Below are 14,959 nucleotides of genomic sequence, written 5' to 3'. Positions count from 1 at the left end.
TGAATATTGGCGTATTTCAGATAATATCATGTTAAGTTGAATTATTCATTTCCATGTTCATTGTAACTTCTAAATATTGAATCTGCCAACCTTGTCCCAGTAGATACTAATTTAGAAAGTACTCTTATTTGTTCTCTACAGGAAACACTTGTTGTCGGATGAGGATAATTTATTGTATGATCAATTTCTCCCCATATTTCCTCAAATAAAGTTCTGACTTGTATTTCACAAATGATGTTGCTCTCCTCTTTTGGCTTAACTAAATAGTGGACACTAGTATAATAACTTTCTTTTTGTTGGCAATCTATATCAAAACCCTTAAAAAAGGTTACTGATTCAGGATCCCAAGTATACGCCTTGGGAGTTTCTGCAAAATACCAGTCTTTAGAACTAACTTTCTCCAATATTTTTTGTGTATAGTTGGAAATTGATCTTGATATAGATGTAAAATTCGTATACCTGCTAAATCTGTGATTTTTTCGAATATATTATCTTTTGTTACAAGTTCGCCCTTCTCCCATTTCCTTTTAATCTTGTCAGCAAGATGATCTGGATCTTTTAATCTATATTTTACTGAGTGTATAACAGAGGTAGCTGCATTATTGAAGGGGGGCTCAAGTTGAAAAAAGTCCCTAACTGCATTTAGAAATTGTTTAAACTTATGACTATTTTCATCATATGCTTCTATTCCAGTTTTTAATACCGATTCAAGGTCCATCTAAATCCCCCTTCATTAATCTAAAGTATTAATTCTCTCAAGGAAGTCTATAGTAAATGATATATATTTGTCTTTTGTTGCTTCGTATTGGTTGCGGTTACCTCGTATAGTAGATATGTCATCTGGCTCTAAAGTCATTAAGTTAGGAATATTCCACATAGGTTGCTTATATTTTTGAGTAACATTTGGAAAAGTGTTGTGTGAATGCATTATTGAAGTTTTGCCAATAGGATTTTTCAACATTTCTCCCGTGAGATGTTCTCTAACATCTTTCTGTATATGCTCTTCAATAGTCACAGGTATTTTTATAGCATAATCATAATGCGCTTGAGCTAAATCCCAATTGGACCCATTACCATTTGTATATTTCTTTGCATTATAGATGGTAAATCCAAGAAATCGAACAAAGTTTGAAGGAAAATTTGCTCTTTTCTCGTTTGATATTAAAGAGTAAATGGTATCAAATTCTCGCTTCCACCTTGTTAAATAATCACCAATGTTTCTAATCCCGTATAATGAAAACATATCAGGTAAACACGGGATTAAAAAGCCATCAACTGTTGAAATAATAACTTTATTTAAAATACCTAAACTTGGGGAAGTATCCATAATAATAAAATCATAATTATTCTGCTTACTATATTCTTCAGCTAAACTTCTTATTTTAGTCACGGTTCTAATTGCTAACGGGTCACCTCTATATATTCCATTCCATCTTTCTGCTATTTTATCCTCAAACATATGCATACTAAGTCTTCCTGGTATAAGATGAAGACTTTCTGTTATTACAACTGGCGGGGGCAAAGTTTCTAGATCACCAGCGCCCTCTTCAGTTGATTTTAGGAGATAATGAATTGTTCTTGATCGACTATTAATATCTTCAAAGGTTACAACTCCTACTCTATCTTTGCTGGCTTGAAAATCGTCTATGAATGGATCTTCCTCAGCCCATATTTTTTGAATCGCCTCATCTTCTAATCCGCAAATTGTCAAGTTGCATTGTGGATCTAAGTCAATCATTAGAACTTTTCGACCCATCTCAGATAAACAATGACTTAAGTGGTATGCTAACGTTGTTTTACCTACTCCACCTTTATTATTAAAAAGAGATATTATTTTCATATTTTCCTCCAAAATAATGTTAGGGTAATTATCCCATTTTATTATGTTTTAAATCCTATTTATATATCAAACTTACTATTTTCTTAATAAAAATTATATTTATTGCATTCTAAAGTTATTTATCCGTCACTTATGATAAGGTTCACCGTATCACTCTATAGGCGAAACATGATGTCATCACTTTATGTGTATGACATCATCTACCAGAAAAACGAAAGGAACTGATGTTCTCTTTTTCTTGACAACATTAATCTCCATGAGTAATATGAAATAAGAGACGTGAAGCGCACGTATTAGGGACTCCCTTATACGTGCGCTTTTTTGCATCAAAGCTTAAGCTTTCTATAATAAAATTTTTAATTTGAAAAAAAGACTGCGCTATAGTATATTAGGAGGTATGGATATGCATAATATAATTTCTCAAATTAGAAAAAAATTTAACATCTCTCAAGAAGATCTCGCTCATACTTTAGGTGTAAGTTATACTTCAGTAAATGCGTGGGAAGGAGGAAAACGAACACCGCATGGTCGTATGATAAACGTACTCAAAGATCTTCTCAATTCCGATGATCTTTCTGGACTTGGAGTAAACGCTAAATACAAAAATGGATTTGTACGTACTAATGCAGGGTATGTAAGCAGTGTAATTGACTACAATAATAGTCGCGACTACCTTCCATATACTCATAATATAGGGCGTTGGTACGGCTCCCTGCCATCCTTCTTAGTCAGAGATCTACTCAATTTTATACAAACAGATTACTGCAATAGCGGCCCCTTGTTGGCAAATTTTAGCGGAAGTGGGACCGTAGCTCTAGAAGCTGCATTAAGCGGAGTAACTTGTTATGCAACTGATATAAATCCAATGGCAATTGCATTGAGTAGCTTAAAAACGCAACTCACAACAAAACCTTCCATCGCGAAGCTAGAAGCGGCCTTTAATTCTATATCGTTAAACAAGATCATCCAACTAACTGATTCCGCCTCTACTAAGGATAATCTCATCATCGGAGAGAATAGATGGTTATCGGATGAAGCTCGGCTGGCTGTGCAAGAAATTATTTCCGGGATCTCGTTGCTTGAAGACAGCGTTTTACAAAGACTATTCGCCGTGTCGCTTTCGTCTATTATTGTTAATTTCTCCAATATAGACAAAAGGTGCACAAATCATTATGTATTTAAGGACAATGGTAACTTTTCACGCCACAAACTAGAAAATGCTCTGTGGGAAGAGGTCCTTGAGTACATAAATGCAATAAGTGAATTGGAAGATGTTCCAGACTACAAAAGTCCTGAGATAATGTATGGAAATGCGTGCTCTTTAGATTTTGAAAATGAGTCGATGGGAATCGTTTTTTCTCATCCTCCTTATGGTACGACAATTAATTATTACTCTATTAATCGTATGCCTATTTCAGTCCATGAACTTATTTCATTTAAAGACATTCCTCAACAAGTTGTCACTACTGCTGATTGCAAAAAAAATGATATCTCTTCCGGTACTTTATCAAGATTTAATTCATTTACTGACAATTGGGTAGGTGAAGCCTATCGAGTGTTAAAACCTGGTGGCATATTCGTCTCAATTATTGGTGACAGTAGAGACAACGGTAAATTGTCGCACCCATTTACTGACATAATAACTCGCGGTGAATCTCACGGTTTTATAATGAAAGAATTGTTTATATGGGTTACAAATCATAAAGCCGGTATGCATGTAAAACGCAAAGGCAATCATATTGATCACAACTATATAATTATAATGGAGAAAAAATGAGACAAGTTGAACCAATAAAGGATAGTATTAAGGCTATTCAACACGAGCCCGAGTACACAGTGCACAGATATTTCGCGCGTCGTCCACATAACGTTATTAACAACATTATTCAACACTATGCTATCGAAGACAATTCACTTATTTTTGATCCCTTTGGTGGCGGCGGAACTATGCTTTACGAAGCTTTAGTATGTGATCATAGAGCAGTTGCATCTGATACAAGCGATTTGGCGGCCTTCATAATTGAACAAGAAGCATTAATGCCAAGCGCGGACTTGAATACACTAACAGATTTTATGGACAAACTAATGCAAAACTTATCTGATACATTTTCCGGAATGTATTCATTTAAAGGTAAAGAGATGTATTGGTTAGAATGGTCTTCACACACATTATGCCCTAACTGCACCTCAAAAGTTTTCTTAAGTCCATTTAATACTGCTGGCGGCGGCGTTTATTCTTGTCAAAACTGCGGCACAAATTTTCGTCCTAGCCGCGTTCATGCAGATAGTATATCACCCATGGAAATTTGTTGTATGACCAAAGGTTCATTAAGAAAAGGAAAAGCTTCAGAACAACATAGAGTATCCACAGATTCTGAATCTTTAACCAAGTATTATGAGACCCTTTGTGAAGAACTTTGCACAATTGGCCTAGAAGATGCCTTAAAACCTAAAACAGCAATACCTGACTGCAATTTACAGCGTGAAAGCGCATTGCATAAAAAAGGCTTTCTATATTTCGAACAATTTATTCCTAAAGCGTCACGTGGTGTTATAACTTATATAGGCAACTACATCATCAATTCAGAACTTGAGGATGTTCAAAAAAGACAAATGCTTTTTGTCCTCTCTGCTAGTCTACGTTACTGCTCTCGGTTTTCGACTTTAAACCAAGCTTGGCGTGGAGAAAGGCCGATGGAGTGGGCAAAGTCAAACTTTTGGACACCATATACATTTATTGAAGTAAATCCAATAGTCACTTTTTATGAAAGATGGCAAAGTTACGTAAATGCTGTTCAAACTGCTAGTAAAAAATTTTCAGTTTCGCCAACACAGGGAAATCCTTATGATGTATTTTTAAGACAAAAAACTTTTTCTGTTAGAAATGCTTCATCAGAAACCGTCAGTGAGCTCCCTGACAACTGCGTAGATTTGATAGTTACAGATCCCCCTTATGGCTCATACTTACATTACGGTGAACTTTCTGCCTTTTGGACTACTTGGTTAAGTAAGTTCATTAGTGATATAAAACCTATTCCTGATAGAGTTCCTGAAGCAGTACCTGCCAGAAAAAAAGGTTATCCAGGTTGGAAAGATTTTAGTGAGTATGAAGCTATTCTGACTAATGTTTTTACTGAATGTTATCGCCTTTTAAAAGACAAACATTATTGTGTTGTCACTTTTAACAACAAGGAACCCGAAGCATGGATCGCCTTCTTACGATCAGTAAAAAGAGCAGGTTTTCTATTGCCTGCAAAGGGTATAATCTTTCAAGATGGAGTAGCAGCATATAAAAAAACTATAGATTCTAGAAGAGGAGGCGCAATATTTGGCGATTTTATATACAGCTTCTATAAAGATACAGAAAACATTCCCGTTGTAAATACTAATCACACTAATTGGCGTGACAATGTAGACCAAAGTTTAAATATATTGACCAATAATTGTTCCGAAATAAGTAACGTCAGTCTTTATACAAATATTTATCTTGAGTTTTTACCAGAACTGTATAACGCCCTAGATGTAAACAGTAATGATGATAGCTATATTTTTGATTTAAATTTTAAAAATTTCGAGTCAAAAATAAATGAATACTTTGAGTATAAGGACGGGGTTTGGTGCAAAAAAATGAAGGGCTTTTAAAAGCCCTTCATTTTTACATTACCGTTATTATCGACAATAAAATGAACAATATCAATATTCTGAAATTCGCCCACCTTTTTACCTTCTGCATAGCCAATTCCTAATTTTAGATTATATAAAGAAGTATCAACACCATAATTATTGGCTAACTGCTGATCATAATTAAATTCCATATATGTTTTTTTAAGCCTAAGCAATTTATCTATATCGTTTTCTCCATTCAATTTGTTGCCTTTATATAAAATTCCAGACAATGTTAGCTTACATTCAACAAAAAAAAGATCTTTTCCAAGAGCAAACATAATATCAGGTTCATCTCTTTTTTTTGAGACCGGATCAATGAGACAACATTTTTTGTAATCATATACACTGCTGCCGGGTGGACAAGCTGCAAAGACAGTTCCGTCTCCGTCTTCCACCCAGTCAACAATTGCTCGCCACACTGTAAACTCAGTCATCAGTCATCTCCTAACCAAAATTGCACCAGACGCGACATTTCGCATCCACCCACCTAATACCACTGCATCTTCAAGAATAATAAAGTCAGAAAACTCCATCAATATATTAAGCCCTGTAGGTCGATTAACCGCATTACGTATGTAAGCATCAACCTCAATAGGTAATTTAAAGGCCAAGTTCATTATCCTGTCCTTAGATGTCTGTCCATGATCATATCTCATATATAGTATATCTAGCAATGTCAGATATCCTGGGAAGGGATGTTCTGGTCCAGTTTTTTGTTTATTAGCTGTCCCCTGATAAACAAAGGTGTTTTCCCTTGCCAATACCATTTTCACCTTCTTCTTCTCTTTGGATGCAGAGAAGCGTTTTCCAAAAGATGAATATATGGCTTCTAATAAACTCGCAGTGTCTTCCACGATACATGACGTTGGAGGATCTATAGCTGTTGTTTTAACGATTCCTTTAGTGAAACTATCCCCATGGGGGAAAATCTTTCTAAATGAACTATTCTGAGAATAAGAAGTAACCGGTGTACATGATTTCATCATTTCATTCTGAATTTTAGAAACCACAGCATCTCCTACCAAAAGTTTTTTTCCTGACTTCAAATAAAGTTTTAAAGTATATTCCACGAAATCCGCCAATTCTGAATGCCTTGTCAAATCATTAGTAGGCATCAACGATGTAGTATCTGTAGGCCAAAACATTGACAAAGATGGCACTTCAAATATTTCAGTCGCGCGTAACTGTGCAAGAGGCGTTCGAACATTCAGATACCTTGGATTAGGATCTGACGTGCTTCTTCTTGAATATTCTGGATAATAAAAAAGAGAAGGAATTCCCATTTCTGCGGCACGAAGCAAACAAGAAAATCTTTGTGGCATATTATGCCCAGAAGGATTCATTTGTGTCGCTTCAACACTTAATAAGGGTTCTCCATCAACTGTCAACACAAAATCTGGCCTTGCATATTCAACCAAGGCCAATACTTTGGAATACGAACAATTATCATAACTTTTCCTCATTGTATTTGCTATTAAATAAGGAGAGTTCTTAAGCCAAGAGTGCCTCTCATCTACCTCATTTTCATCATGATACCACAATTCTGCTAATGGCATTGAATGCCCCCCTATTGTCTTTGTAGATATTGTTTTTACTCTCCAACGTTTAAGTCTTGGTTGGTCTTCTGCAAATAACATACTTAGATTAAAATGCTTGGAGTTCGGACCCTATAGTTGTCTGATCTTTAGGAAGAACGCTCAGCCATATGTTCATATCCATATCAACGATTTTACAAAAGTTCAACCAATTTCTTATAGTCGGATAGGGTAATCATTTTGTAGCTCAGTGAATTTTTTTATTACTTCGTTGTACTCCCCCTGTTACAATTCCCCTAAGCTCTCATTGTAATAATAATGAATGAGTCTATTGTACCAGCTTAGTGGCATTATTTTCTATATCTAATCAAACGAATTAAAACTTTTGCTCATATCGCATTCTTTTGGGTTATATTTTCTAATATAATTCGTTACATTTATTGTGATTTCTTTCATTTTTCGACTCATCCATATTGCCTTACTCAAAATGATCATCTTGAAGTATTTGAGTCTGGCTTTGTATTTAATGACTTTATTAGAACGTTGGGTACGGTGAACATAAGGGCATGAGGTCTCCATGTAGGAAGGATTTCAACAACGTATTGAGTAACTGAGATGAATTAATCTTGACAGAAATATAGTTTTGACGACTTACTTCAGTAGGATGTAGAAGAGAATTTCTTTATGTTTAAAATTCTCTTTATAATATTAGGATTTACCAATAAGGAGTCCATTTGAAGTTACATGTCATTTTTCTTAAGTTTTTATCCTTAAGGAACATTCCTTCTTCAAATTTTTGCAAAATGCTCCATAGCATAAGCTTTGATCAGTTTTACAACTTGCTTTTCTTTAATGGCGACTAACGTTGTGGCCTTGTCTGCAAAATTGTTGATAGATGCACCAAGCAAGTAGCAATCGTTGTCAGCAAAAATATACCGATCATGAAAGTCCTTGGCCTTTCGCCACTCAAAATCACCTCTCTGCGCTTTAAACTTCTCCGCTGCAACAGGAGCGTCGCCTTGCATTTTAGATGTTAAAATTTTTATTGGTATATCTTTATGTACGTTCTCCAGCATCAAAAACAAATCGGAGTCGATATAATTATCTACGATAAACAACTCTTTTTTGACATTTGTAAATATATTCTTGATTGTATTGAACGCATCAAACTGCCTTCCTTTTTCAAAAAAGATCGTGCTTTGCTCATCTTCCTCCCGCTCGATTCCGAGCGAATCCCAAGATTGATCGAACCATTGCCGCTCCTTTGGGTCCAGTGTTCTCCACTTGGGCTGTTTCAATCCCTCTTCAAGAATAACTTGATCGTAAAAATCACCAGATTCCTTATAATAAATTTGAACCTTATCTTCTATAATCCCAAACCCGACATCAGAGAGATATTCCATTTCTATTTTTGAAGCCAGTTCTTCAATTTTACTCGTTATGCTGTTATAACCGTATTCATGGACCAACAATAGATAGGGAATATTCGACTTCACAAAAAACTTAAATTGAGCAAATCCAGTTCTATTCCCAAAGCTTACGTTATCTTGTGAGATTATCATTTTTTCTTCTGCAAAGATTTTCTTTCTACTTTCAGAAGTTAGTCCATAGCTGGACTTATACAAACAACTCAAGATATAGTGTTTAGAACTGGGTCCCCACCGTTGTCTGTACTGCACAGAATCATAATATGACCTACCAAAATAGTCGTAGTTTAGTCTCAACTGTCGGTTACTGAGTGTGCTGAGAATAGGGTCATGACCAGTATATCTACTGCATATAAATTCCACCAATAACTTATATTCCACCAAAGACACATCATTATAATTCTGCGCTATCTTTTTCATTAAGAGATCGTATTCTTTCTGCTTAATTGTACTCATAGTAGCTCCCATTAATTTTTTATTTACCCCATATATTGTAACATACTGTAACTATCCACTATGAAGATTTAAATCTACTATACATAATTCTTAAAGACGAGTTTACTGCAAATAAAGCTTGGCCTGAGCCTGAGTATTAAATAAGTATAACAAAAAACGAAGGTGCCATTTCATTTAATGGTGCCTTCGTTGTTATTAAACTGAAGTATAACAAATCTTATCTCGATTGCATTCTCATAGAAATTAACTCGTTACATCCCTTGCTCTTGACTCCAGTTTATCTTTTATACTCACAATATTAGCGGTGTAAGAAACTTCAGTCTTCAGATATCCTTCTTCCAATCCCAGCAACTCTTCCACTTCTTCCCGCAGCAAGCTCAGACCATAGTGTTTCGAAAGTTTTTGCATGAATGTATCCCCGGATATATAATCATTTTCGATTAATAGCTCTATAGCTTGCTTCATAGACACTGGATCTCTCAGGTCCTTAACATCATCCAACGGCTCTTTTGTTCTCCACCCTTTATGACTTATGGATCGCTGCATGTACTGATAAGTTCCTTCATTTATTGCCCCCAGCTTGTAAGCCCGCATCACCATTGCTCCTATGGAGACACACCACTTTTTCTTAAGTAGTTTATAGTACATAAGATCATTAGGATGAATGGACACGTCTCTAAGGAAGCTTTCTCTCGGTAGAAGAAACGCTGCTGCAAAATCATTAGCTTCCTGTTCTATTTGCTTAAACTCTTCCTTGCTCAAATCATCAATGTTTAAATATGGATCATGAAGAACTTTATGGCCTAGTTCATGAGCCACATCGAATTGACGTCTGTAAAAAGATTTTTTGTCATTCCCTAAGACAATTGAATAATATTGTTTTCCTTCTATGGTATGTTGGGATCCAAATGCATCAATCGTCCTTTTCCCTAACATCAATGAAGAGATAACAAAACCTTTAGTCTCCAATAGGTAAATAATATCTTTAACTGGTTTATCACCAAGAGACCAAGCTTCCCTAACTTTCTCGGCAACTTCTTCTACACTTTCAATATCTTGATCGGAGAAATCAGGCACATCTAGTTCGGGAAAATCCACGTATTCTTCTAATAAGGCGCGAATAATAGTTAAGTACTTGACTCGATCATATTGCATTTCTCTCTCTTTTTTTCCAGTGGTCAACAATGATCGAAAGTATGTGCTGCCTGTTTTTACCTCGACAGAAGTCTCATAAAAATACTCTTTAGGAAATTTCAAAATGTTTGTTATAAGCATTAACGAATCTAAGGTAGGAATTGCCTTGTCATTCTCATACTTGGATATCATCTGCTTACTAACACCTAGTTCATCAGCTAAATCAGTTATGGTTAGACCACGGTAAATCCTTCCCTCCCTTAAACGGGAACCGTTAAATTGTCTTTGAATCATCGAAATTCCTCCTTGTATCGAGGAATATTAGCTTTTATCTTCCTCTTTGATATCTATTTCATCCGGTCTCTTCGTTGCAATTTCTTGATCGAAATGATCTTTTCTTTTCTTAACCGATTGTTTAACTTTCGGAATAACATCCATATCATCCACAGCTTCTTCATGTAAAACAATCAGATCGCTATATTCGTCTCTAGAAACATACATTGACCAATCAACTTTATCAACCAGCTCAAAATACCTATTGAATAACCTGGCTTCTACACCCACTATCTTTTTATCTACTTCTTGAGCTACTACAAATATTACCTGGTTAACCAAAGGATATTCTTCACCGAGTATCTTTTGTACTTCCATAAGTCGTTTATTCTCATATTCCTCTGTCAGCGTAGTTTCAAATAAGGTCAATTGTTGATCCTCGAACTCTAAAGGTCCGCTATTCAGTGAGACAAACGCATGAAAATAATGTATTTTGTTTTTCCCGAAATTCCTTATTACTACGTCTAAATTCTTTTCCTTTGAAAAAATATATAAGCTACCTGTATCAATATCCAACGCACAAATAAAGGTCCAGATGCCCCTTTTTCTGGTGAGGACAACCAAATCGTTAAGCAGGGCCGCTTGTTTAATGCGGTCAAAACGTATATCCCATGATCCCCCATTTTTAAAGTTCCCCGTACCCATACCGTACTCTTGCTTTATCTCGTCTATAACAATATCTGTTCCTTCGGTAAAAGATTTCACTAACAATTCAGCCATATGCCCATTTAAACCCAATTTATTTAGCATTATTACTCCACCTCCAGCGCATATATATTTTAAGTTAGTTTAACTTTACTACATATTGCCTTAAAAAGTAAACCAAAAGATTCATAAAGTCATAATTATTCTCTTTTGATCTCATTCATAGTATCCTTTACTCTTCAATAGTTACATACCTATATTACAAGTTTAAATTTGTGTCTAAAGAAAATAGAAATATATATTATCAAATTGAAGACTACCTTGTGTAGCCTATTCTATTTATGGAGGCTTAATTATGCGCACAATTCAAACCCAGCAAGACCTCACTTCTCTGTCTTCCTCTACCCTTAACCCACCTCTCTTATCCCACATCGAACACTATTTCAGCCAATTGAAGGAAATACACGGCGACACTGAAGACACCCTCTTCTCCCTTCAAAAGCACGGCTATATTGTTATCCTGGAGCCAGGTGACAATCTATACGATCTGAGCATTGTCGGACTAAACCCGGAGGATGCTGGACTACTCGGTAGCAGTCCAGAGTATGTTGAAGCCATTAATCTCAATGGGCTCACGTTGTACAAGATTGTGGTGATGTATACGGACGACTACCTTATGACCTTCTTCACGCTAGCCGGTTGGCACGATGACGTAATCGAAAGGTGGCTACGGCAAGAAGCTGGAATAGGTTGGTGGGCAGATGAGCTAATAGCAAACAAGCTCAGGAATTTGTTTGAACGAAATGATCTCAATCCTGAAAGCCAATCCGGAAGCAACGTCTGGGTTGCTTTAGCCGCAACTCTTTCAATCAACGAGAAAACACCCGCCAATATAATCCCCGATTACGCCCAACCATTTACATTCAATAGTGATCCATTTTCTCAAAGTAATCAGCCGCATATTGTCCGCGCCGTTCTACGTACCACAGACCCGGATACCGGAACCAACGATTATGTAGATGGGAACACATTTTTATTTCGGGTCAACGAGGCAACAGATCATGCAGAACTTATGTATGAAGAGGACGCTTTTGTTGACACGCCGGATTTCCAAGGTGGCAATGTTCCTGATGCCTATCGCTGGGTATGCGAGTTGGCCAAGCCTTTCTATATACGTCTGAAAGATCCTTTCCTCACTTCAGCGCAACGCACTCTCCTCAATGGCCACGATCAAGACGAGCCGATCCCCGATCTCACAGTAACGCCAGCCACTCCTCCATCTTCTGATACGATCGAACTCTCTCCTGAAGATTTCGAAGGTCTCTTCTAGCTCCCCAAAATACCGCCATTTTCGCCATTTCCGAATACTAAATGAATAGGGGTCCTGTCCAGTGAATCTTTCTCTCAGTGAAAGCAAGAAAAAAGCGCTCTATGGCCTCATCACCCAGCGCTATGATGTGCATATGTCCCGCTTCCCTTACGCCAAATACCCTTCCGAACCGCTTAACGAATGGCGGAAGCAATTTGCTGATGCTCCGCATGTCCGCCCCGACATGATCCGTTCTGCCCTGAACTGGCGGTGTGGCTTCTGGCAGCGTAGCAACGCTCCTTTTCTACAAAAGAAAATCGCAATTACCGCCATCAAGTCATGGCCTGAGTTTACTGGACAAGCAATAACTGATCACGCTGAAATTTTAGCCTTCTGGACGGACAAGTTCAGTAATGACACGCTCGGCTTTGACGCTGCCGCCTTCCTATTGCACCTTTTATATCCTACTGACCTGGAAATGGCAGATAGGCACCGATTGTCGGCTATGCGTGATCTTCTTGCCGAAGTCGGACACGAAGTGCCACCCGAAGCTTCTGCTTCCGACCTCACTTCCTTGACGATTTACACCGAGTTTTTTCGTAGCCTCTTGCCCAAAATGCAGGCGCAGCACGGCGAACAATCCGCTGTCAAGCTCGACCAATTCCTCATGGCCTATGGTAATCGGGAAGCGCTGACCAAGCTTTCTGAGAAGTTCGGTCCCAGCGTCGAACCAATCGTTTCCTTTGTGGACTGGAATGATCTGACCACCGAACGTTTCCTGCCGAGTGCAATACTTGGTCGCTCCAATGCTGACATCCTCTTCGCTTGCCTCCTACTTGCTTTGGAGCTTTATCCTGAAAAGGCAACCGAACTAAAAGTTGAGAGTGTTGTCGAGCTTCTCCCGCTAGGTAGCGGTGGAGTTTGCAACCCTGCAAGCTATCATTACGCCATGATCGCTATGTTTGGGGGACAAAAGGGACGAGACTTCTTCGTATTTGAAGATGAGGCTCTTTCGAAGAGTTTTACCGAGCAGGCCAATCATTCTACGCGTGACATGCGCTTTTACAAAAAACATGGAAACGCCAAAATCACTGTCCATTCTAAGTATGTAAAAGGCTAAGGTTATGAAAGTAGCTCGTCCTTTCCGCCATAGACGTAAAGGACGATATGGGCGGTATTTTTCGGGGAATCCATTGAGGTTAACACTGATTCTAAACTATACAAGGAGAGAAGTTAATGAACATGAATTACAACCGCAAGGGTAAGCTATTCGAAAAGGAAGATACCCTACTTCAACAGGTAGAGTCAGCCCAGCATCTCTTGACGAGCATTATCAGTTTTATTGAAGCAGAGGCTGGTCAGGTTAGAAAAGTTACAGCACTCTCTGTAGCGCTGGAGGCTCACCGACAGTTTGCTCAAATCGACCGAAAATTACTGAAATTCCGATTGGAGCATATTTTCCGTTCCTCTCCAAGAAAGCGCTCATAAGACCAAATAAAGGGGCGAATCGGAGCTTTTCAGCATCCCTTCGCCCTCCTGTGATCTGTTATTTCTTCTTGCTCTCCTGATCCAGGGTATGGAACATATCACGCACCATCCGCTGGACCAGCTTTACTTCCTCTGGACTACGCTCCCTTAGCAGGGAAAGATGAATATCCAAGGCGAACTCCTTGTCCAAAACACCATCCACATCCTCTAATTGACCAAATTTTAGCGCTTCCGAGGGGTCGGCCTCCAGGGCTGACATGATCCTCTCCAGGGATTTTAGCGATATATTCCGCTTCCCCCGTTCTACACTACCAATGTATGTATCATGAAGCTCCGAAAGCTCAGCGAGCCGGGCCTGTGACAGTCCCTTTTGCGAGCGTATTTGCCTAATACGCGCTCCTACAAGCGCCAAAAAATCCGTCATTCCCTACCACCTCTACATACAGCGTAAGGAATAGACCCACAGTCAAACAGAGCACAAAACTAAATAATTTACTATAAAACTGACTTATAAGTTTGTATAATTGAATTATCTCATCTATATGTATTTGTATTCCACTTTTAGTAAGTCTATTAATCATGAATTCCGGAAAGGAAAGTGAACATGTCACGTTTAAAACTTATTCAGCAATACCCGTTGACAGATAGTAGGCTATCCGTATATGAAATTGTCGGCTATATCCTAGTTGTCTGCAAGGAACTGAGAATGGAGAATTACCAAGGTGAGCATCTCGCGGCACACACTGCCCTTCGAATTGCTGACACTAACCCTGAGCAAGCCGATGAAGCTTACAACCATGCAGAATGGATCAGTAAGAAAACACCAGGCGTTGGGGAATTACTGAGATGGGGCAAGGCTAAAAGCAGCATGAAAGGACCTGTCTCCGAAAAAATTCTAGAAAAAATCGCCGATGATACTGAACTCGATGACTTAACTGTTACTGAGATCCAAGCCTTTGGATACATAAGTATCGCTGCGATTGATCTTCATTTCTTGAAAAACCAGCTTACGCCGCTAGAAATGGAGTTCAATTATCAGCTTCGTATAATTGAACCCGATGCAGCACTTGCCGTGGGACTTCACTTTCTCGGGCTTGAGATGGAGGAGGGCTAGTATACCGGAGGC

At 38.1% G+C, this 14,959-nt stretch carries 15 protein-coding genes; 6 read left to right on the top strand and 9 right to left on the bottom strand.

Annotated elements, in window-relative coordinates:
* Nucleotides 1-41: 41 nt before the first annotated feature.
* From MKX63_RS32535 to MKX63_RS04815, 3 genes are read right to left on the bottom strand one after another with little or no spacing between them, the layout of a single operon-like run.
* The gene (locus tag MKX63_RS32535) at nucleotides 42-404 is read right to left on the bottom strand and encodes a hypothetical protein (RefSeq protein ID WP_445323476.1); all 363 of its coding nucleotides are present in this window, start codon (nucleotides 402-404) and stop codon (nucleotides 42-44) included.
* Nucleotides 329-718, bottom strand: a complete 390-nt coding sequence (locus MKX63_RS04820) for a hypothetical protein (protein WP_341015612.1) — start codon at nucleotides 716-718, stop codon at nucleotides 329-331. The genes MKX63_RS32535 and MKX63_RS04820 overlap by 76 nt, the downstream gene beginning before the upstream one ends.
* Before the next feature lie 15 nt (nucleotides 719-733).
* Nucleotides 734-1,840 (bottom strand): ParA family protein, encoded by a 1,107-nt coding sequence (locus tag MKX63_RS04815; protein ID WP_341015611.1) that lies wholly within the window; start codon nucleotides 1,838-1,840, stop codon nucleotides 734-736.
* A 403-nt stretch (nucleotides 1,841-2,243) separates the two neighbouring features.
* Here MKX63_RS04815 and MKX63_RS04810 point away from each other — a divergent pair, with 403 nt between their 5' ends.
* Both MKX63_RS04810 and MKX63_RS04805 read left to right on the top strand, forming a co-directional pair.
* A complete protein-coding gene (locus MKX63_RS04810) occupies nucleotides 2,244-3,617 on the top strand; it encodes a DNA (cytosine-5-)-methyltransferase (protein WP_341015610.1) in 1,374 nt (457 codons plus the stop codon).
* Nucleotides 3,614-5,482, top strand: coding sequence for a DNA methyltransferase (locus tag MKX63_RS04805; protein WP_341015609.1), 1,869 nt, complete (start codon nucleotides 3,614-3,616; stop codon nucleotides 5,480-5,482). The genes MKX63_RS04810 and MKX63_RS04805 overlap by 4 nt, the downstream gene beginning before the upstream one ends.
* Here the strand turns inward: MKX63_RS04805 and MKX63_RS04800 are convergent.
* The 5 genes from MKX63_RS04800 to MKX63_RS04780 form a co-directional block, all read right to left on the bottom strand.
* Nucleotides 5,479-5,940, bottom strand: a complete 462-nt coding sequence (locus tag MKX63_RS04800; RefSeq protein WP_341015608.1) for a hypothetical protein — start codon at nucleotides 5,938-5,940, stop codon at nucleotides 5,479-5,481. The two genes, MKX63_RS04805 and MKX63_RS04800, sit on opposite strands and share 4 nt — an antisense overlap.
* A gap of 3 nt (nucleotides 5,941-5,943) precedes the next feature.
* Nucleotides 5,944-7,062 (bottom strand): hypothetical protein, encoded by a 1,119-nt coding sequence (locus tag MKX63_RS04795; protein WP_341015606.1) that lies wholly within the window; start codon nucleotides 7,060-7,062, stop codon nucleotides 5,944-5,946.
* Nucleotides 7,063-7,829: 767 nt separating this feature from the next.
* Complete coding sequence (locus MKX63_RS04790) at nucleotides 7,830-8,924, bottom strand: hypothetical protein (protein WP_341015604.1); 1,095 nt, start codon at nucleotides 8,922-8,924, stop codon at nucleotides 7,830-7,832.
* A 243-nt stretch (nucleotides 8,925-9,167) separates the two neighbouring features.
* Entirely contained in the window at nucleotides 9,168-10,352 is a 1,185-nt protein-coding gene (locus MKX63_RS04785; RefSeq protein ID WP_341015603.1) for a helix-turn-helix domain-containing protein, read from the bottom strand.
* A 27-nt stretch (nucleotides 10,353-10,379) separates the two neighbouring features.
* Nucleotides 10,380-11,141 (bottom strand): DUF5986 family protein, encoded by a 762-nt coding sequence (locus MKX63_RS04780; RefSeq protein ID WP_341015601.1) that lies wholly within the window; start codon nucleotides 11,139-11,141, stop codon nucleotides 10,380-10,382.
* 250 nt (nucleotides 11,142-11,391) lie between these two features.
* Between MKX63_RS04780 and MKX63_RS04775 the strand changes: the two genes are divergently transcribed.
* The 3 genes from MKX63_RS04775 (at nucleotide 11,392) to MKX63_RS04765 (ending at nucleotide 13,833) form a co-directional block, all read left to right on the top strand.
* Nucleotides 11,392-12,366: a hypothetical protein gene (locus MKX63_RS04775; protein ID WP_341015600.1), complete on the top strand. Its 975-nt coding sequence runs from the start codon at nucleotides 11,392-11,394 to the stop codon at nucleotides 12,364-12,366.
* 61 nt (nucleotides 12,367-12,427) lie between these two features.
* Nucleotides 12,428-13,465, top strand: a complete 1,038-nt coding sequence (locus tag MKX63_RS04770) for a hypothetical protein (RefSeq protein WP_341015599.1) — start codon at nucleotides 12,428-12,430, stop codon at nucleotides 13,463-13,465.
* Nucleotides 13,466-13,581: 116 nt separating this feature from the next.
* Nucleotides 13,582-13,833 carry a hypothetical protein gene (locus MKX63_RS04765; RefSeq protein ID WP_341015598.1) on the top strand — a complete coding sequence of 84 codons (252 nt, stop codon included), beginning with the start codon at nucleotides 13,582-13,584 and terminating at the stop codon, nucleotides 13,831-13,833.
* Between the two features lie 58 nt (nucleotides 13,834-13,891).
* Here MKX63_RS04765 and MKX63_RS04760 read toward each other — a convergent pair whose 3' ends face one another.
* A complete protein-coding gene (locus tag MKX63_RS04760; RefSeq protein WP_341015597.1) occupies nucleotides 13,892-14,257 on the bottom strand; it encodes a helix-turn-helix domain-containing protein in 366 nt (121 codons plus the stop codon).
* A 180-nt stretch (nucleotides 14,258-14,437) separates the two neighbouring features.
* On the opposite strand from MKX63_RS04760, the gene MKX63_RS04755 reads away from it, so the two are divergent.
* On the top strand, nucleotides 14,438-14,947 hold the full coding sequence (locus MKX63_RS04755) for a hypothetical protein (RefSeq protein ID WP_341015596.1): 510 nt from the start codon (nucleotides 14,438-14,440) through the stop codon (nucleotides 14,945-14,947).
* Nucleotides 14,948-14,959: the final 12 nt, after the last annotated feature.

This window comes from Paenibacillus sp. FSL R7-0179 (assembly GCF_038002265.1).
Classification (GTDB): Bacteria; Bacillota; Bacilli; order Paenibacillales; family Paenibacillaceae; genus Paenibacillus_AQ.
This window is presented reverse-complemented; position numbering and strand designations above follow the sequence as displayed.